The organism is Listeria monocytogenes (genome assembly GCF_041765605.1).
GTDB lineage: Bacteria > Bacillota > Bacilli > Lactobacillales > Listeriaceae > Listeria > Listeria monocytogenes_D.
In genome coordinates, this window is the sequence record NZ_CP168900.1 from 2,867,486 (window position 1) to 2,886,721 (window position 19,236).

The window sequence follows — 19,236 nt, forward strand, 5'->3', positions numbered from 1 at the left end:
AATATGCCTCAAAAACCTTGGAGGGCAGTCTTTTTCATCACATACAAAAAAAGGTAGCACTCCGAAGAATGCTACCTTTCATATCCATATCATCATAAAAAATATGGAAAATTCTCTATTAGTAAAGCTATTTAAAATCATAAAAAATCATTTCATCACTAGAATTGTGTCATTTTGCTTAGACTTATAATTCACAAAATCACTACTATCTATAAATTATCAACTAAACCAACCTTGCACACCATTAGAAACGTAACTTCCAATGCCTTTAAAGAAAGAACCTACTGCTTGCGTGGAAAGCATGAACCAGTTTGCCTTTTCGACATCGCTGGCAGTTAGTACGTCAATTGTTTCTGTTTGTTTTCCGTCAATATAGCCTAACTTGTCGCCATCTTTTAAAGATACTTCCATTTTGCCGACTTCTGTACCTTTTTTAACTGGTGCTTCTATGGTTTTTTCTTCCAGTTTTACGTTTGTATTTAACTTAGGTGAATTGTCGTTCTTCGGTACCACTAGTTTTACTGCGTCTTTTGTAACGAGTCCAACTGTGTCTTCTTTTCCTTTATCTACTGCAATAGTAGAAGGATTCTTCACTTTTGAGCCTGCTTTTTGTACTTCTTTTACTTTGAAATTATTAAAAGCATAGTCGAGCATTTTGTTTGTTTCATCAAAACGAGCACTTGTATGCGCGCCAGGTGCCTCACCATTTGCATGGAGCACGACTGTGATTACTCGCATCCCGTCTTGTACAGCTGTTGCAGTTAAACACATTCCTGCATAGTCAGTTGTTCCTGTTTTCAAACCATCTACACCTTGACGACCGTAAATCAAGCCCGGTAACAGCCAGTTCCAGTTTGTCATATCAATTTGATCTGATGTGCCTTTACGAAACTCTTTTTTAGTTGTACTAGCAGTTTTAAGCACGTCTGGGTAATCATTAATTAAGTGTTTTGCTAGCTTTGCCATGCCTCGAGCAGTCATCTTGTTTTCGTCTTTCGGTCCGCCTACTTGTTGACCACCTTTTAAGTCTTCGTTGTTAAGACCTGTAGAGTTAACAAATTGGTGTTCGCCTAGTTTTAGTTCTTCGGCTTTTTTATTCATAGCGTCAACAAATTCTTTTTCAGAACCTGCAATTTTTTCGGAAATAGCAATTGCTGCGCCGTTTGCAGAGTAAATTGCCATTGCTTCATATAATTCTTGTACAGTATATTCTTCGCCAAGTCTAAGCGGTACGTTTGATAGCGATGTGTCTTGTGAAACTTTGTAAGCATATTCAGAAATGGTTACTTTGTCGTCCCATTTAATTTGTCCTTTGTCAATTGCTTCCAGTAGTAAGTATTCATCCATCATTTTTGTCATGGATGCGATGCCCATTAGCTTGTCAGCGTCTTTTGAATATAAAATTTTACCTGTACTTTCTTCAATTGCGATTGCTGCGTTTGCATTTACATTTGGTGCTTCCGCGGCTTGTGCTGCTTTCGGACTTACTAAGAAGCCACTTACTGCAAGGGATGCTGCCATGATTAGGATCCCTGTTTTTTTAATTATGTTTTTCACTGCAACTTCTCCTTCATTTGAGCAAATTATTAACTCATTTTATCTATATTTTCATAAAGAAACCTATCATAAAAATTCCCTTTTCGAATAAGTTTCATTTTTTTGACGGATACTTTCATATTTTACCATGATTTACTAGCGCCGTATATAAAACTTTTCGCCCAAAAGTCTGAGCTTTCTATCGAATAATTGGAAGGAGAACATGGGACGGGTATTCTGGGCTATGATAAATAGTCTGGTTGGCGATTTGGCTTTCAGTGGAATTAATGAAACTATCACCTGTATTTGGGTTAGGATCAAACCTTGGAAAATTACTTGAAGATATTTCGATGCGGATTTGATGCCCTTTTTGGAAAAGATTACTTGTTGCCCAAAGGTCGATAGTGTATTCATTAATGTTATTTTGCACATTAGCGCCGTGTTGCTTGGCTGCCCGGATAATGCCATCTGCCAAATTAAAAGCTGTACCATCTGGAAATACATCTACTAATTTCGCAGTAAAATCTGTGTTAGGTGCATCTGTTTTCGCCCAAAGCTTCACTTGAATTGGTCCGGTAACTTCGATTGCTTCTTCTAGAGGTTCTGTGGAGTAGCAAAGGACATCTTCGCGAAGTTCAATTTGTTGCTGATCACGAGGTCCATCTGCATGTAGCGCCTTATGTAAGGTCCCTCCACCGTTTGATGGTACTGGATTTTCTGGATTATAGCTAAATTTCGCTTCCGTGGCTTTGGTAGGCGGTGTAAATTCTGCGCTCACTTTTTCATTTTTAAAATACAGAGGTGTCATATGTGCATTTTGAGGCGGCCAATTTTCAGCTGTTTTCCAGTCATTTAGCCCCATAACAAAATAATTAACCGGCGCTGATGCTGGTAAAGGCGCTTTTTTCAACCAGTGATTGAACCATTCTATATGCCTAGCATGCATATTCGCCTCACCCCATTTAGTGGCAGCCATTCCAAAATCACGGTCGCCAATCATCTGCGCGAAATTAGCGTGCGTCCAAGGCCCAATAATGAGCTTATCTCCTAGGCCGCGATGATGCCCATTTTGAAAATTAGCGATTGTTTTATCTAAAAAGCAGTCATACCAGCCAGCTACATGGAGTCCAGGCACATTAATTTTATCATAATTGCTTTTCGCATCGATTTTTTGCCAATGGTTATGTGTTGGTTCATAATTTAATAGCTCAGAGAAATAAGGCATTTCATTTTGACCAATTGCTGGCCAGTCTTTATACGGTTTAAATTGATAAAGTGCATCTAAACTATCTAGATTTTTCATTAATGTGTTCACTGCTTCTTCTAATTCATCTTGCGTTTTATAAGTACGGGCTAACATGTTTGGAAGCATGGACTCTAGATTCCAAGTTTCCCACATTCCAAGTTCTAAAGCGCCGTCGTGGTCATTAAAAACATCTGTCATGCTATTTTGAGCCATAATTGGAGCAATGGCTTTCAAATGTTTGTTTCCGCTAATCGCAGCTAAAATTTGCGTATAACCATAATAAGATAAGCCAAACATGCCGACATCTCCGTTAGCATAAGGCAGGTTCGCAGCCCACTCAATCGTATCATATCCATCGTCAACTTCTGCTATGTATGGAACAAAATCTCCTTCTGACGTATATCTGCCACGAACATCTTGAACAATAACAACATAACCTTGCTCCGCCAAAATATTAGGACGAATAAAGTGAAGCCCGTATGATTTACTATAAGGTAATCTTGTAAGTAAAACTGGATATTCCCCCGCGTCTGCTGGACGATATATATCTGCGTAAAGCGTTACACCATCTCGCATTTCAGCTGGGACATCCGTTTCAATAATTAATTGATTATGTTTCACGTGAAACATCTCCTTTTCAGTATTGATTGCTCTTTTATTGTTTCGTATACGACAGACTATGTCAAACAAAGCGACCCACTCAGTATGAGTGGGTCGCTTTGTTTAAATTTATTTATCTAGCTTTAATTTAGCAAGCGCTTCAGCCATTGGATTGTTAAATGGTTCATCTTCTTGTTTGTTTTGTTTTTTCATAAATTTAGCTACATCTGTTTTGGATACGTTTTTGTTTTTCTGTTTGTCACGCCGCTGTTGGAAGGCAGATAGTTTCTCCCGGTGTCCACAAACACATACAAAAATTTGTTTATCACCTTCGCCGCGCATTTCCATTCGTTTATGGCAATTAGGGCAACGAGCATTCGTCGTTCTTGAAACAGATTCACGATGACCGCATTCACGGTCCTGACAAACTAGCATCGTACCACGTTTGCCTTTCACTTTTAGCATCGGCTTACCGCAGTCTGGGCATTTTTGTGAAGTAATGTTATCGTGACGGAATTTTTTATCGTTTTGTTTAATTTCAGTTACTGCTTTTTTTGCATAGTCGCGCATTTCTGCAGTGAATTTACGATAATCTAGTTCGCCTTTTGCAATTTTAGATAATTTTTGTTCCCAACGCGCCGTTAGTTCTGGGGATTTCAAATCTTCGGGGACTAATTCTAGCAATTGGCGTCCTTTTGAAGTAATTTGAATGTCCTTGCCTTGTTTTTCTAGGGAGAAACTATTGAAAAGTTTTTCAATGATGTCCGCACGAGTTGCAACGGTTCCAAGTCCACCTGTCTCACCTAGTGTTTTGGCGAGTGCCTTGCTTGTTGTTTCCATGTATTTGGACGGGTTTTCCATGGCTGAAAGTAAGGTTGCTTCATTGAATCTTGCTGGCGGTTTTGTTTTCCCTGTCTCTAAATTGATTCGTTTAACTGGGATTGTGTCGCCTTTTTTCATTTTAGTTAATTGATCTGGTTCGCGCGACTCTCCGTAAATACTTTTCCAACCAAGTGATTTGACAACTTTACCTTTTAAAGTGAATTCTTCTTGGCCAATTTTGGCTTTAACAGAGGTTTCTTCATAAATATATGGGTCTGAAAGCACTGCTAAAAAGCGTTTGACAACAAGGTCATAAATTTTCCGTTCTTTATCGCTTAAATCTCCGAGAGAAACGGGTTGCTCGGTCGGAATAATTGCGTGATGGTCGCTCACTTTGCTGTTATCTACAAATGATTTGTTCGCTTTGATTGGTTTTCCGCTGATTTGACGAGCAGCTTTTGCATTTTCACCCACACCGCAGGCCGCTAAACGTTCTTTTAGTGTTGGGACAATGTCCGTTGAAATAAAGCGCGAATCTGTTCGTGGATACGTTAGTACTTTGTGGCGCTCGTATAGTGTTTGCATAATATTCAGCGTTTCTTTCGCCGAAAAATCATATCTATTATTCGCATCGCGTTGTAATTCAGTTAAATCATATAAACCTGGTGAGAAATTTTTCTTTTCTTTCATAGAAACGTCTGTGATTACCGCATTTTCCCCTTGTAAAGACTTTACTAGTTTTTCTGCTAAAGCTTTATCAAAAGTTTGCCCATTGTTCCACGTGAAACTTTCTTGTTCGGTTAGCGCGGTAATTCCATAGTATTCACGCGGTTTAAAATTACGAATTTCTTCCTCACGATATTGAATCATTGCAAGCGTTGGCGTTTGCACTCGGCCACAGGAAAGTTGTGCGTTATATTTCGTTGTCAACGCACGCGTAGCATTGATTCCTACCACCCAGTCAGCTTCAGAACGAGCGACTGCAGAGTAATATAGATTTTCATAAGCTTTCCCTGGTTTTAAGTGTTCGAAGCCTTCACGTATCGCTTTATCCGTTACAGAGGAGATCCATAGTCTTTTTAGAGGCTTCTTGATTTTCGCATAATCAATAATCCAGCGAGCTACAAGTTCTCCTTCTCTACCTGCATCTGTTGCAATAACGATAGTGGTTATATCTGTACGGTTCATTAACTTCTTAACCGTTTCATATTGCTTTCTCGTTTGCTTGATTGGTTCTAGCTTCATTTTCTCCGGAAGCATTGGTAAATCTTCCATATTCCAATTTTTATACTTCGAATCGTAGCGCTCAGGGTCAGCTAGTGTTACAAGGTGTCCAAGCGCCCAAGTGACTACATATTTTCCACCTTCTAAATAGCCGTTCTTACCTTGTTTAGCCCCGAGTACCCGGCCGATATCTTTACCGACAGACGGTTTCTCTGCCAGTACTAATGTTTTTGTCATCTGTCAAAACCCTCTCTTCTATTTTATTTCGATGCCTCTTGTTGCAGTACAGCCAAGAATTCTGCACCGTATTTATCGCGTTTCATCGCACCAATGCCTTTGACTTCAAGCAGTGCATCTTCCGTTTGTGGCATATATGCACACATTTCACGTAACGTTTCATCTGAAAAAATGATATATGGCGGCACCTTGTGTTTTGCTGCCAGTTCCCGCCGCACTTCCCGCAATTTCTCGAAAAGGTCACTATTTACATCTATTTTAACTTTTTCAGCCCGTTTCGCTTGTTTTCTTTCCACTTTTAGCTCGCCTCGTAAAACCGAAACGGCTCTATCCGTCAGTTTTAAGGAAGGGAATTGACTATCAGTTGGTTGTAAATATTTTTCTGCTGTAAGGTAATCAATTAGTTGTAACACATCTTTTTGGGAAGCATCTTTCATCAATCCATAGGTACTGAGTTCGTCAAAGCGCCAATCTTTCACTTTCTGGTCAGCAGAACCTGTCAAAACCTTGGCAATTAATACTTTCCCAAAACGCTCACCCATTCTTTTTATACAAGAAAAAACTTGTTGCGCTAAAATTGTAACGTCCGTGGCTTCCCTAGTATCTAAGCAATTACTACATTTCTCGCAGTTTTCCTCGTCGTCTCCAAAATACTGCACGATGTATTTCTGTAAACAAATTTCCGTATAACCATACCCCGTCATTTGGCGTAGCTTAGCGAACTCATTTTGTTTGCGCTCATCGTCCATTTCGGATTGTTCAATTAAAAACTGCTGGATGCGGCTATCTTGCGGGGAAAACAACAAGATACAATCACTTGGAACCCCGTCTCGCCCAGCACGACCCGCCTCTTGATAGTACGCTTCAATATTGCGCGGAATATTATAATGAATAACAAAACGCACATTAGATTTATTAATTCCCATTCCAAACGCATTCGTCGCCACAATCACTCGAATATCATCATATAGAAACTTCTCTTGCCAGTCTTTCCGTGCTAAATCGGTCATTCCGCCATGATACATACCAGATTCAACGCCTTTTTTTAGCAAGAAACTGTGCAGCCGCTCTACTTCTTTCCGAGTCGAAGCATAAATAATTCCGGATTCCGTTACATTTTTTGTTAAATAATCAATCAAATACTTATCTTTATCTTGCCCTTTCACTACTTGAAAAGCCAAATTATCTCTGGAAAATCCAGTTTTAACGACTGAATCTACTCCTATTTTTAACAATCGGCAAATATCGTCTGAAACAGCCTGCGTTGCTGTAGCAGTAAGCGCGATAACGAGCGGCCGTCTGGTCATTTTATCCAAACTATCGCACAGCGTCAGGTAGCTAGGACGAAAATCATGACCCCACTGCGAAATACAGTGCGCCTCATCTATCGCAAATAATGAAATAGGTACCTGCTCAATTAAACGCTGAAAACCTGGTGTTTCAATGCGTTCTGGAGCAATGTAAAGCATCTTTAACTCACCTGAAAATGCAGCATCCAGCCGAATATCTATTTCTCTATTAGTCAGTGTACTATTAATAAAAGTAGCTGCAATCCCCTCTGAGACTAGCGCATCTACCTGATCCTTCATAAGTGAAATTAGTGGAGAAACAACAATGGTCAAACCGTCAAAAAGAAGTGCTGGGATTTGGTAACAAAGTGACTTCCCGCCACCCGTTGGCATGATTGCTAACGTATCTTCTCCCGCGCAAAGTTTCGAAATGACATCAACTTGTCCATTCCGAAAATCTTGATAACCAAAGTTTTGCTGTAAAATAGCTCTTGCTTGCTCTATCATTATCTTTTTTCACGCCTCCTCTATAGAAACAGTATAGCGGTTTTATGACTTTAATTGAAGCTTTTTGGAGAAATTCGTGTTTTCTCGCAGCTTTCTTATTTTTATAGTAGAAATAAAAAAGCAGAAACCTCTTTTGGAAGAGATTCCTGCTTTTTCGACCTTAAGAAATGCTATAGTTTGGTGCTTCTTTTGTAATTTGAATATCATGTGGGTGGCTTTCACGAAGTCCGGCTCCAGTCATACGAACGAACGCCGCTTCTTCGCGAAGATGTCTTAAATCAGGAGAGCCAGTGTAACCCATACCTGAACGAATACCGCCGACTAATTGGAAGATAATATCAGCAACGGAGCCTTTGTAAGGAACGCGACCTTCAATACCTTCAGGAACCAATTTTTTCGCATCTGCTTGGAAATAACGATCTTTCGAACCGTGCTCCATCGCTGCCAAACTACCCATACCACGGTAAGTTTTGAATTGACGACCTTGGAAAATTTCTGTTTCACCAGGGCTTTCGTCTGTTCCAGCAAGCATACTTCCTAGCATAACCGCATTTCCTCCAGCAGCTAGAGCTTTCACGATATCACCGGAGTATTTAATGCCGCCGTCTGCGATAATTGTTTTACCAAATTCGCGTGCAACAGTTGCACAATCGTAAATCGCTGTGATTTGAGGAACCCCAACACCTGCAACAACACGTGTCGTACAGATGGAACCAGGACCAATCCCAACTTTGACGATATCAACACCAACTTCAAAAAGAGCACGTGCTCCTTCAGCTGTTGCAACGTTTCCGGCAACAATTACTACATCTTTGAAAGTTTGGCGGATTTCGGAAATTTTATTAATAACTCCCGCTGAATGTCCGTGCGCAGTATCAATAACAATCGCATCAACACCCGCTTCGATTAATTTTTCTACACGTACAAAAGTATCATTCGTAATTCCAACAGCTGCTGCGGCAAGTAGTCTACCATGCTTGTCTTTAGCAGAGTTCGGGAATTCAATTACTTTTTCAATATCTTTAATAGTGATAAGCCCTTTTAGAATGCCTGCTTCATCAACAAGTGGCAATTTTTCAATGCGGTGTTTTTGCAGAATCTGCTCAGCTTGTTTTAGCGTAGTTCCAACTGGCGCTGTCACTAGGTTTTCCTTTGTCATAACATCTTTAATTACTGTAGAATAATCGGAAATAAAACGTAAATCACGGTTAGTTAAAATCCCAACTAGTTTGCGCTCTTTCTCGTTGTTCACGATTGGAACACCTGAGATACGATATTTACCCATCAAATGCTCTGCAGCAAAAACTTGGTGATCTGGAGTCAGATAAAATGGATCAATAATAACGCCACTTTCAGAGCGTTTCACCTTCTCGATTTCTTCTGCTTGTTGTTCAATACTCATATTCTTATGAACAACACCGATTCCGCCTTGGCGCGCAATTGCAATTGCCATTTTGGCTTCTGTAATTGTGTCCATTCCGGCACTCCAAATTGGTACATTTAATTTGAGTGATGGAGCCATTTCTACACTTAAATCTACATCATTTGGTAATACGTCCGATTTCGCTGGAACAAGTAAAACATCATCAAATGTTAAGCCTTCTTTTGCAAATTTTGTTTCCCACATGGGTCGCAAACACTCCTTTTTTATTGGTACTCGCTTTTTTATATAGAAAAAACGCATCATCTTATCCTTATTTTCATAAAGAAAAAATGGTGGAAAATATCCACATCATGCGACTTGTCTTCTATAATCATGCTGAAATAGCCAATGTATATTTTTAGTTATTGAATATGATGTTACAAGAAGCTTGGAGCTATGTCAAGAAGGTTTTCCGTTGTTGTTTTATTCAGAAAATATAGTAAAAAATGTTTCACGTGAAACATTTGAAAAAGCCGCCTAAGATTGTTATCTTAAACGACTTCGCTATTTATTAATTTGTTGTATAACTTCAAATTTTCTTCATCGAAACAAACAAAGCGTATTTCTTTAATACTTGTGTCATACTCTTCTTCCGCCCATTTACGAACGGTATAAAGAGCTACTTCTGCTGCTAGTTTTTTAGGAAAGCCATATACACCAGTAGAAATATTAGGAAAAGCAATCGAAGTTAAGTCTTTTCCAGCCGCTAAATCTAGCGCTTTCCAATAACAAGATGCCAGTTTATTCGCTTCTTGATGCTCTCCGTCTTTCCAAATCGGACCTACAGCATGAATAATGTAACTTGCTTGTAAATCGCCGGCAGACGTAATGACCGCCTCACCCGCAGGACAAGTCCCAATGCGATTAATAACCTCTTGACATTCTTTTAATAAATCCGGACCCGCCGCTTGATGGATAGCGCCATCCACTCCGCCGCCACCTAAAAGTCCAGGGTTAGCAGCATTTACAATGACATCTACATCTTGTTCCGTAATATCACCTTTTACAACTGTTATCTCCATACCATCACCTCTTTTCTTCATTCTAATTTATTTTGAAAGTGATTTCCAGCAAGTCGATTATCTTCGCTTACTAGTTGCATAACTGTAATTGCCTTCATAAACGGTTAATTGTTTATTCTCCAGCCAAATTACTTTAGAGCATAGCTGATCAATAAAATAGCGATCGTGCGATACAGTGATAATTGTGCCGCTAAATGCCCGAATTGCTTCTTCTAAAATTTCACGCGAGGCGATATCTAAATGGTTAGTCGGCTCATCAAGTATCAGCGTATTCACTGGCATATTAATAAATTGCGCCAACCTAAGTCGCATACGTTCGCCGCCGCTAATATTCCCTACTTTTCGGAAAACCATCTCTCCATAAAACATAAAGCCTGCTAGCATTTGTCGTGCTTCTCCTTCTGTCACAGCAACCTTATCCCGAAATGCATCCAGTACAGTCAGCTCTTCATTCAGCTCTTCCATTTGCTGAGAAAGCGACGCAATTTTCACACTCGCGCCAACCTTAATCATGCCACCATCAGGAACAACTTTCCCTTCCATTATTTTAAGCAAAGTAGATTTGCCGGCGCCGTTTTCACCTATAATCGCTACTCGTTCTCCTTGCCTAATTTGCAAAGAAACATCTTGTACGATTGCTTTTTCGCTAAATGACTTGCTTAAGTTTTCCATAACCACAACTTCTTGTCCACTTCGACCAGCTTCATCGAATTGTAATTGCATTTGTTTTTGCGTTAACACTGGACGCTTTACTTTTTCCATCCGTTCTAATGCGCGTTCCATGTTTTTCGCCCTTCGGAACATGGCATCATTTGGCGGATTGGCTTGCATTGCCCACTGGCGCAATCGTTTGATGGCTTGCTGCATCTTTTTGATTTTCTTTTGTTGGTCTTTGTAATCTTGGAATTCCCGCAATAGCCGTTCTTCTCGTTCTTTCAAATATCCAGAAAAATTCGTATGATAAACTATTAATTCGCGGTTCTCAAGCTCCACCATTTTCCCGACTACTTCATCTAAAAAGTAGCGATCATGAGATACAACTAATACGGTTCCCGAATAATGTTGTAAAAACGCGGTCAACCATTCTACCGCCATCAAATCCAAGTGGTTCGTCGGTTCATCTAAGAGTAATAAATCTGTTTTCTGTAATAATAAATGCGCTAATGCAGCCTTCGTCTTCTCACCACCACTTAAGTCTCCCCATCGTTGCGACAGTAGCAAGCCAATACCAAGCCCATTCACCACTTTATTCAAATTGGCATCCATCTCATAGCCGCCAAGCTCGCCAAATAAAGCCATTTTATCTCCGTAGCGGTTCATTAATTTTTCGCTTGAATTTGTTGCCATTTCCCCTTCTAACGCTCGTAATTCTTTTTCCAGATCCTCTAACTCGCCAAAACTAGTTCGTAAATATTGTTCTACTATTATATTAGGATCCACCGTCGACAATTGTTCTAAAAGTCCAATTTTCGCGCCCTTTTTGCTCGTCACAATCCCGCTATCAACGCCCTCAGTTCCTTTTAAAATCTTCAAAATAGTACTTTTCCCTTCGCCATTACGACCAATTAAACCTACGCGTTCACCTTCTTCTAATTGAAGAGATACTTTCTCTAAAATAATATCTCCGGTAAAACTTTTAACTACATCATTCATTGCTACTATTGTCATTTTATCCTCCATTTATCCAAGGAAGCATGGCAAAATGTTTCACGTGAAACATTTTTAGACAACAAAAAAAGCGTCAGACAAGCGCCCGACGCCAATTATAAGTATAATACTAATTTAGCACTATACAAACCGATTGCGTGACTCCATGCTTCTCTCATTTTTTCTAGTTATACAGTTTTTTGGGCAGACTTCGCCAATGTAACTGCAATACCGGAAAAAATTGCACGGACAATATACAAAAATTTAGCTATACTAGTTCGCGCATTCGAAAGAAACATGTCATCTCACCTCTTTTCATTAATACATATAGAATAAGGGATACTGCCCCAAATGTCAATTGCTCTTCCAATCACATGCACGAAACACAGCGTTTCAACTCAGAAACTTATACCATTGATATGAAACACGAACCCAAAGCACCAAAATCTATTTACCAATTAATCGAAACCGTTTACATTAATAAGGCAAGCAAAACTAAAACAGACTAATCGCACATAATTTTTGGAGGTGCCATAATGGAACATAATAAGTTGAAACCTTTCCCAAAAGATTTTCTATGGGGATCAGCTTCTGCAGCGTACCAAGTAGAAGGTGCCTGGGATGAGGATGGTAAAGGACCATCTGTATGGGATGAATTTGTTCGTATTCCTGGAACAACATTCAAAGAAACAAACGGAGATGTAGCGGTGGATAATTACCATCGTTATAAAGAAGATGTCGCACTAATGGCTGAACAGGGCCTAAAAGCATATCGTTTCTCTGTCGCATGGAGTCGAGTTATCCCGCATGGTAACGGGGAAGTTAACGAAGCAGGACTTAAATTCTATGATAATTTGATTGATGAACTTCTTTCTTATGGAATTGAGCCAGTCGTTACACTTTACCACTGGGATATTCCGCAAGGGCTTCAAGACGAATATGGTGGATGGGAGTCGCGCAAAGTCGTAGAAGATTTCACTAACTACGCTGCCCTTCTATTCGAACGCTTTAACGGCCGAGTTAAATATTGGGTAACACTTAATGAACAAAACGTATTTATCTCACACGGCTACAAATTAGCGTATCACCCACCTGGCGTTTCTGACGACAAGCGTATGTTTGCGGCAAATCACAATGCGAACTTGGCGAATGCTTCTGCAATTGCTAAATTCCGCGAGCTAGGTACATCCGGAAAAATTGGCCCAAGTTTCGCTTACGGACCAAGTTACTCCATCGATGCCAACCCAGCAAACGTGTTAGCTTCTGAAAACTCTGAAGAATTCAATGCCCATTTCTGGATGGATGTTTACACATGGGGTGAATATCCGACTGCTACTTGGAACTGGCTGGAAGAGCACGGTCTTGCACCGGAAATCTTACCAGGCGATACGGAACTTCTAAAAAAAGGAAAACCTGATTTCATGGGAGTTAACTATTACCGCTCAATGACTCATGCATTTAATGGGAAAGACGGCGTTGGTTCTGGGAAAATGAATACAACTGGTGAAAAAGGCACTTCCGAGGAAACTGGTGTACCGGGGTTATACAAAAACACCAACAACCCATACTTAGAGAAAACGAATTGGGACTGGGACATTGATCCAACTGGCTTGCGCATTGGCTTACGTAGAATTACTAACCGCTATAAATTACCAATCATGATTACAGAAAATGGTCTTGGTGAGTATGATAGCTTGACGGAAGACCATAAAATCCATGATGAGTACCGAATTGAATACATTCGTGCGCATGCTCTAGCAATCCAAGAAGCAATCACGGACGGCGTAGAGATGCTCGGTTACTGCACTTGGAGCTTCACAGATTTACTAAGCTGGTTAAACGGCTACCAAAAACGTTACGGTTTCGTATATGTGGACCGCGACGAAAACGATGAAAAAGAATTAAAACGCTATAAAAAAGATAGTTTTTACTGGTATAAAAAGACCATCGAAGCAAACGGAGCTAATTTAGTAGAAGAACAGGGCAAATAAGCCTTGTTCTCTCTGCTTCAACCATTTTGGGAGGGAAATTTTAATGAAAAAAATATTACTTGTATGTGCGGCCGGAATGTCGACAAGCTTACTCGTTACTAAAATGAAAGCGCACGCAACCTCTATTGGGGAAGAAATTGAAATTGAAGCATTACCAGTATCAGAAGCTAGCAGCGTTGTGGACAAAATGGATATCGTAATGCTTGGACCTCAAGTCCGTTACCAAAAACCGCAAGTAGATGAACTTGTACAGGGTCGCATTCCTGTTATAGTTATCGATATGAAAGATTATGGTATGTTAAACGGGAAAGCCGTTCTTGAAAAAGCTTTCGCGGAGATTGGTTAAGGGAGATTCATTCAAAATAGGGAGGTTTTAAAATGAGTATAATGTCAAAATTTGAACACGGCATGGAACGTGTTTTAGTACCAGTTGCGAATAAATTGAACTCGCAGCGCCATATTGCAGCAATTCGTGATGCATTTATTTTAGTTTTCCCATTAATTATGGCTGGTTCAATTATCACTTTGATTAACTTCGCAGTATTATCACCAGATGGCTTTATTGCAAAAATCTTATTCCTAGGGAAAATTTTCCCTAATTTAGCCGATGCACAGGCTGTATTTTCGCCGGTAATGCAAGGTTCGACCAATATTATGGCCATTCTGATTGTATTCTTAGTCGCACGGAATCTCGCCATCTTCTTTAAACAGGATGATTTGCTCTGTGGACTGACCTCGATAGGTGCATTCTTTATCGTGTATACACCTTACACAGTAGTTGACAATGCATCTTACATGACAATTAAATTCTTAGGCGCACAAGGTCTTTTCGTTGCTATTATTGTAGCGATTATTACTGGGGAAGTATTTAGCCGTCTAGCTAGATCCCCTCGTTTAATGATCAAAATGCCTGACCAAGTACCACCAGCAGTTGCTCGTTCTTTTAAAGTATTAATCCCAGTTATCATCATCACTATTCTTTTCTCTGTAATTAACTACTTAATCACATTAATCGCTCCAGAAGGTTTAAACGACCTTGTTTACACAGTTATTCAAGCGCCACTTAAAGACATGGGAACTAACGTATTCTCTGTAATTATCATCGGGCTTGTTTCTAACTTACTTTGGGTACTTGGTATTCACGGACCTAACACTGTTGCGGCTATTCGTGACACCATCTTCACTGAACCAAACTTAGATAACTTATCTTACGTAGCACAACACGGTTCTGCTTGGGGAGCTCCATACCCAGCAACATGGGCTGGCCTAAATGACGGATTTGCAAACTACGGTGGATCTGGTATGACTCTAGGTTTACTGATTGCTATCTTTATCGCTTCTCGCCGTGCAGACTACCGCGATATCGCGAAACTTTCTCTTGCACCAGGGATTTTCAACATCAATGAACCAGTTATTTTCGGTTTACCAATCGTATTGAACCCAATTATGGTTATTCCTTTCATCATTACACCAGCAATCAATACATTAATTGGTTACTTCTTTATCTCAACAAAACTTATTCCACCTGTCGCCTATCAAGTGCCTTGGACAACTCCAGGACCACTGATTCCATTCCTTGGTACAGGAGGAAACTGGCTCGCGCTTCTGGTCGGCTTGCTCTGTCTAGCCGTCGCAACAGTCATTTATCTACCATTCGTACTTGTATCTAACAAAATTGCCGCGAGTGATGCTGCAATGGACAAAAATGCAACAGCCTCAACGGAACAATAGGATGTGACAAAATGAAAATTGCAGCTTTTGATATCGGTGGAACGGCCCTTAAAATGGGGGTCGTTTTGCCGCATGGTGAAATTATATTAACAAAATCAGCCGAAATCAGCGGTAGCGACGGCGACCAAATTTTAGCAGAAATGACATTATTTCTTACTGAAAATAAGGATGTAACCGGAATTGCAGTCAGCGCGCCTGGCTATGTGAACCCGAAAACCGGACTTATTACAATGGGCGGCGCTATCCGTAGATTTGATAACTTTAATTTGAAAGAATGGCTTGAAGCGGAAAACGGACTTCCTGTTGCCATTGAAAATGACGCCAATTGCGCCCTACTCGCCGAAAAATGGCTTGGTAAAGGACAAGATTTGGATGATTTTCTTTGTCTAACAATCGGAACTGGGATTGGCGGCGGTATTTTTTCTAATGGCGCATTAGTTCGTGGTGGTCGTTTCCGGGCTGGCGAGTTTGGTTATATGTTTAGCGAACGTCCGGGGGCTTTCCGTCCTGGCAAATATACGCTAAATGAGACAACCACAATGCTCGTTCTTCGTAGACAATATGCAGAACTTACCGGACGCCCTTTGGAAGACATTACTGGTGAAGAGATTTTTGCTACGTATGACGCGCATGATGCCGTGTCAGAACGTCTTATTAACGAGTTTTATACCGGGATTTGTACAGGTCTTTATAATTTAATTTACTTGTTCGATCCAACGCATATCTTTATTGGCGGCGGAATTACAAGTCGCCCTACTTTTATCACGGAGCTAAAACACCATATGGAGAGCTTTGGGCTGCGTGACACGATTATCGAAACAGCAACACATAAAAACCAAGCTGGCCTACTCGGCGCAGTGTATCACTTTTTACAGGAGGAAAATAGACATGAATGAAATGGAAACAGTAATCTTTGGGATGATTAGCCAAGTTGGTTCTGCGAGAAGCAGTTACTTAGAAGGACTTCGCGCGGCTCGTGAAGGCAATTTCGAGGAAGCGGAAGCAAAACTAAAAGAAGGTGGCGAAACACTCGCAAACGGGCACCACGAGCACCATAAGCTAATCCAAAAAGAAGCATCCGGTGAAAAAGTGGAAATCCAATTACTTCTAATCCATGCAGAAGACCTACTCATCACAACAGAAACATTAAGAGAAGTTGTCACTGAGTTCGTGCATGTATACAAAAAAATAAACTAAAGAAAAGCGTGTAGGCTCTGAAACCTACACGCTTTTCTATTCGTCTATTTGCTCTTGATTATAATTTTTCTTCGCCATCGCTTCCAGTAAAAAAAGTACTGGGATTTGCGTCGTAATATTCGTCTTATCAACCATTTCTTGCGTTACATAATACGGAATATTAACATCAGATAAGCCCGCAAGCGTATTGTGGCTCGTATTAGTAATACTTATAATCCGACTGCCATATTGTTGCATATTTTGCGCCTGTTCAAGCACCTGGTCCGTCTCGCCCGACACAGAAAGTATAATCATCACTGCTTTATTTTTAAATTGCTCCCCCGGGTTAGGATAAAATGGATCTTTAATGTAAAAAGTCCGCTTCTTCATATTGGAGAAAAAACGACTGCCATATTCTGCCAAAATCCCTGAAGTCCCAATTCCGAAAAACACGACTAAATCGGCTTCATTAATAATTTCCGCCGCCGCGTCTAACACATGATCATAATCACGGTTCATTGTTCGTTCAAAGAATTCCTCTAAAACTTCCACTGTATCCGCTGTTTTCTTCTTTACCTCACGAGTCGCTTCTTGTTTTAGCTTCACTTTAAATTCCGAAAAGCCTTCACAGCCTAATTTTCTTGTAAATCGAACAATCGAAGCCGGCGAGACGTGCGTCACTTCCGAAAGCTCGCGCACTCTCATAAACATAACTTTGTCCCGATTGTCCATTATGTAACGGTATAAATGATGCTCTGTCTCTGTAAATTGTCTAATCACTTCATACGAAAACATAAGTTTATTCACCTCATCTGTATCAGTATTTCCCGGGAAATAAAAACAGGCGACCCAACTCGCATTATGCAATCTAGGTCACCTGTCCGTATCCATCTTCTTATAAGGATGGAATATTTTTCTTTTTCTTCACATAGAAACGTAGGGCAATAATAATTGCACCACCAACTGTGTTAACAATCGGACTTAACGCTACATTGATATTTGGAGGAATAGTTACTTGTACAATCGTCATTACAAACATCCACACTGCAATGACTCCGACTGCTACTAATAAGTATTTTATCGTTCCACCTTTTTGCCCTGCACGCATGTTAGATGCGTATTTACGTAAGATAAGCATTGCAAAACCACCGACAACCGCAGTGATTAACAACACGATAATTCCCAAAGTCTGCGCATTTTTTTGGAAATAAGCACTAATTCCGGAAATCAGCATCATCGCTCCAAGTACAAGGAGTCCGCCGTCAAGTACTAGCCACCATTTGTCCGTATTTTGCTCCACTGTAGCAGCTTTCACATCTAAAGAAACAACATATTCTGTTGGTGTTAAATTAAATAATTTTCTCGCTGTTATGCCTTTTTTCTGTTCGGCTAAAATCTTTTCGCTCATTTCATAAACAATAATCTCTTGTTGTTCGGCGCCGTAATGAGTTTCTCGCAAATGTTTTTCTACTTCCATCACATATTGCAAGTTCCGCTTCGTTAAATTAGCTTTCAATTCAGCTAACTGCGGTTTAATCGTTTCTGTTTCTGTCGTCAATGCTAAATCCTCCCTCGCTCATTCTATCCTCTATTATACCGGACTTGCCAACTATAAAAAAGCTATTTTTTTAATTCGTTTTAGACAATTGAAAAAGCCCTCGCATTTTGTTTAAGATGTAGAGTGCTAAAATAAAACTACCAATAGTCGCGCCTATTCCCCAAGCCAAATAGCCAATGAAACCAAGCTCTGTATCCGTCACTGCCATATTGGCAACAACCATCCCAACAAACACCGAAAATAAGACTAAAAATGGCCATTTAACCCAAGAAAAAGCAAACAAATAACCACTGCGTTCAATATGCTGCTTCTTATATAAAATTAAAATAGCTACAACCATTAGCACGCTTAATATTACGCTGAAAATAACAGCTCCAAACGATGCGGACTCAAACGAAAACGGAGAAAATATATTTACATAATCCTCAAATCGTAACAGTTTAGACATCCCTTCATCCCCGCCATGCGGCCAAATAAAGTTATACATGTTATCTAGAGTAGGATTTAACACACTTGGTAGTAACATCACCCCAAATGCCACAAAAGCTGCAGCAATTGGCGAACCTATCAGTAAACCAATTAAAATAGCCACTAAAAATATAAGAATATATGTAAATAATCCGCCAATAATATCTACCCAAAATTTCGGTACATCTAGCTGAATATATTCTTTTGGAACATGCGACATGAAGTACCCCAAGCCTAATCCCATTGAAACGAGATAACTCAGTGCAATCGTCGCTATTCCCATCACCATTTTAACCCCAACAATATGCGTCCGCTTATACGGTAATGATGCCGTAAAGCGATTCGCTCTTGTGTAGCGTTCGAATATAACTGCCAAAACCCCTAATATAAAAACACTCACCTTAATTAATGTAAAAAACATTTCTATTTGAAAATAAAACATAAACGGCATGTAATCTACAAACTCTTCTTGAACAAAATTTGTATACATCGGAATCGCCAAGTAAGCCACTGTCAAACTAGCTTTCATTTCTTCATCAGAAGTTTTAAATTCAGGATTTTCTTTCTGCTGTTTTAAAAACTCGCTCGATTCGTAGTACTCTTTTTGACTGTTCCATCTATCTGCATCTGACATTAACCCCAAAGTAATTCCTAAGAAAAATAATAGCACCACACCCAAAAGCATCCATCTCATATTACGCCATTCTCGGTACCATAAACCTCGATTAAACATGATTAGCCTCATCCCTCCTGCCTGTT

General features: G+C 40.0%; 16 protein-coding genes. 6 read left to right on the forward strand and 10 right to left on the reverse strand.

Annotated features, from left to right (window positions below):
• Window positions 1-219 precede the first annotated feature (219 nt).
• The 7 genes from pbpD1 to abc-f all read right to left on the reverse strand — a co-directional run bounded on the left by pbpD1 (window position 220) and on the right by abc-f (window position 11,574).
• Window positions 220-1,557, reverse strand: coding sequence for a D-alanyl-D-alanine carboxypeptidase PBPD1 (gene pbpD1, locus AB2Q86_RS14680; RefSeq protein WP_012582301.1), 1,338 nt, complete (start codon window positions 1,555-1,557; stop codon window positions 220-222).
• A 178-nt stretch (window positions 1,558-1,735) separates the two neighbouring features.
• Entirely contained in the window at window positions 1,736-3,403 is a 1,668-nt protein-coding gene (locus AB2Q86_RS14685) for a CocE/NonD family hydrolase (protein WP_012582299.1), read from the reverse strand.
• Window positions 3,404-3,511: 108 nt separating this feature from the next.
• Entirely contained in the window at window positions 3,512-5,665 is a 2,154-nt protein-coding gene (locus AB2Q86_RS14690) for a DNA topoisomerase III (protein ID WP_012582298.1), read from the reverse strand.
• 23 nt (window positions 5,666-5,688) lie between these two features.
• On the reverse strand, window positions 5,689-7,461 hold the full coding sequence (recQ, locus tag AB2Q86_RS14695; RefSeq protein WP_012582297.1) for a DNA helicase RecQ: 1,773 nt from the start codon (window positions 7,459-7,461) through the stop codon (window positions 5,689-5,691).
• A gap of 160 nt (window positions 7,462-7,621) precedes the next feature.
• Window positions 7,622-9,088: an IMP dehydrogenase gene (gene guaB / locus AB2Q86_RS14700; RefSeq protein WP_003722118.1), complete on the reverse strand. Its 1,467-nt coding sequence runs from the start codon at window positions 9,086-9,088 to the stop codon at window positions 7,622-7,624.
• Between the two features lie 287 nt (window positions 9,089-9,375).
• Window positions 9,376-9,906 (reverse strand): ADP-ribose-binding protein, encoded by a 531-nt coding sequence (locus AB2Q86_RS14705; protein ID WP_003728635.1) that lies wholly within the window; start codon window positions 9,904-9,906, stop codon window positions 9,376-9,378.
• Between the two features lie 57 nt (window positions 9,907-9,963).
• The gene (abc-f, locus tag AB2Q86_RS14710; RefSeq protein WP_012582296.1) at window positions 9,964-11,574 is read right to left on the reverse strand and encodes a ribosomal protection-like ABC-F family protein; all 1,611 of its coding nucleotides are present in this window, start codon (window positions 11,572-11,574) and stop codon (window positions 9,964-9,966) included.
• A 179-nt stretch (window positions 11,575-11,753) separates the two neighbouring features.
• On the opposite strand from abc-f, the gene AB2Q86_RS14715 reads away from it, so the two are divergent.
• From AB2Q86_RS14715 to AB2Q86_RS14740, 6 genes are read left to right on the forward strand one after another with little or no spacing between them, the layout of a single operon-like run.
• Entirely contained in the window at window positions 11,754-12,062 is a 309-nt protein-coding gene (locus AB2Q86_RS14715) for a hypothetical protein (RefSeq protein ID WP_077904928.1), read from the forward strand.
• Between the two features lie 27 nt (window positions 12,063-12,089).
• Complete coding sequence (locus AB2Q86_RS14720) at window positions 12,090-13,544, forward strand: glycoside hydrolase family 1 protein (RefSeq protein WP_003725314.1); 1,455 nt, start codon at window positions 12,090-12,092, stop codon at window positions 13,542-13,544.
• Window positions 13,545-13,587: 43 nt separating this feature from the next.
• Window positions 13,588-13,890, forward strand: a complete 303-nt coding sequence (locus tag AB2Q86_RS14725; RefSeq protein WP_003725315.1) for a PTS sugar transporter subunit IIB — start codon at window positions 13,588-13,590, stop codon at window positions 13,888-13,890.
• A gap of 32 nt (window positions 13,891-13,922) precedes the next feature.
• Window positions 13,923-15,275 carry a PTS sugar transporter subunit IIC gene (locus AB2Q86_RS14730; protein ID WP_003725316.1) on the forward strand — a complete coding sequence of 451 codons (1,353 nt, stop codon included), beginning with the start codon at window positions 13,923-13,925 and terminating at the stop codon, window positions 15,273-15,275.
• Between the two features lie 11 nt (window positions 15,276-15,286).
• Window positions 15,287-16,171 (forward strand): beta-glucoside kinase, encoded by an 885-nt coding sequence (gene bglK, locus AB2Q86_RS14735; protein ID WP_012582294.1) that lies wholly within the window; start codon window positions 15,287-15,289, stop codon window positions 16,169-16,171.
• Entirely contained in the window at window positions 16,164-16,472 is a 309-nt protein-coding gene (locus AB2Q86_RS14740; RefSeq protein ID WP_003722125.1) for a PTS lactose/cellobiose transporter subunit IIA, read from the forward strand. Before bglK ends, AB2Q86_RS14740 begins: the two co-directional genes overlap by 8 nt.
• Window positions 16,473-16,508: 36 nt before the next feature.
• Here the strand turns inward: AB2Q86_RS14740 and AB2Q86_RS14745 are convergent, their stop codons facing one another.
• From AB2Q86_RS14745 to AB2Q86_RS14755, 3 genes are all read right to left on the reverse strand, one after another.
• Window positions 16,509-17,246, reverse strand: coding sequence for a MurR/RpiR family transcriptional regulator (locus AB2Q86_RS14745; RefSeq protein WP_003728640.1), 738 nt, complete (start codon window positions 17,244-17,246; stop codon window positions 16,509-16,511).
• Between the two features lie 100 nt (window positions 17,247-17,346).
• On the reverse strand, window positions 17,347-18,009 hold the full coding sequence (locus tag AB2Q86_RS14750; protein WP_003739959.1) for a DUF1129 domain-containing protein: 663 nt from the start codon (window positions 18,007-18,009) through the stop codon (window positions 17,347-17,349).
• A gap of 70 nt (window positions 18,010-18,079) precedes the next feature.
• The gene (locus AB2Q86_RS14755; RefSeq protein ID WP_012582293.1) at window positions 18,080-19,210 is read right to left on the reverse strand and encodes an ABC transporter permease; all 1,131 of its coding nucleotides are present in this window, start codon (window positions 19,208-19,210) and stop codon (window positions 18,080-18,082) included.
• Window positions 19,211-19,236: the final 26 nt, after the last annotated feature.

Coding starts and splice junctions, on each gene's coding strand:
- AB2Q86_RS14755 (WP_012582293.1), bottom strand. CDS start 19,210: ATGTTTAATCGAGGTTTATGGTACCGAGAATGGCGTAATATGAGATGG.
- AB2Q86_RS14690 (WP_012582298.1), bottom strand. CDS start 5,665: ATGACAAAAACATTAGTACTGGCAGAGAAACCGTCTGTCGGTAAAGAT.
- AB2Q86_RS14740 (WP_003722125.1), top strand. CDS start 16,164: ATGAATGAAATGGAAACAGTAATCTTTGGGATGATTAGCCAAGTTGGT.
- abc-f (WP_012582296.1), bottom strand. CDS start 11,574: ATGACAATAGTAGCAATGAATGATGTAGTTAAAAGTTTTACCGGAGAT.
- AB2Q86_RS14725 (WP_003725315.1), top strand. CDS start 13,588: ATGAAAAAAATATTACTTGTATGTGCGGCCGGAATGTCGACAAGCTTA.
- AB2Q86_RS14745 (WP_003728640.1), bottom strand. CDS start 17,246: ATGTTTTCGTATGAAGTGATTAGACAATTTACAGAGACAGAGCATCAT.
- recQ (WP_012582297.1), bottom strand. CDS start 7,461: ATGATAGAGCAAGCAAGAGCTATTTTACAGCAAAACTTTGGTTATCAA.
- AB2Q86_RS14730 (WP_003725316.1), top strand. CDS start 13,923: ATGAGTATAATGTCAAAATTTGAACACGGCATGGAACGTGTTTTAGTA.
- guaB (WP_003722118.1), bottom strand. CDS start 9,088: ATGTGGGAAACAAAATTTGCAAAAGAAGGCTTAACATTTGATGATGTT.
- AB2Q86_RS14720 (WP_003725314.1), top strand. CDS start 12,090: ATGGAACATAATAAGTTGAAACCTTTCCCAAAAGATTTTCTATGGGGA.
- AB2Q86_RS14705 (WP_003728635.1), bottom strand. CDS start 9,906: ATGGAGATAACAGTTGTAAAAGGTGATATTACGGAACAAGATGTAGAT.
- bglK (WP_012582294.1), top strand. CDS start 15,287: ATGAAAATTGCAGCTTTTGATATCGGTGGAACGGCCCTTAAAATGGGG.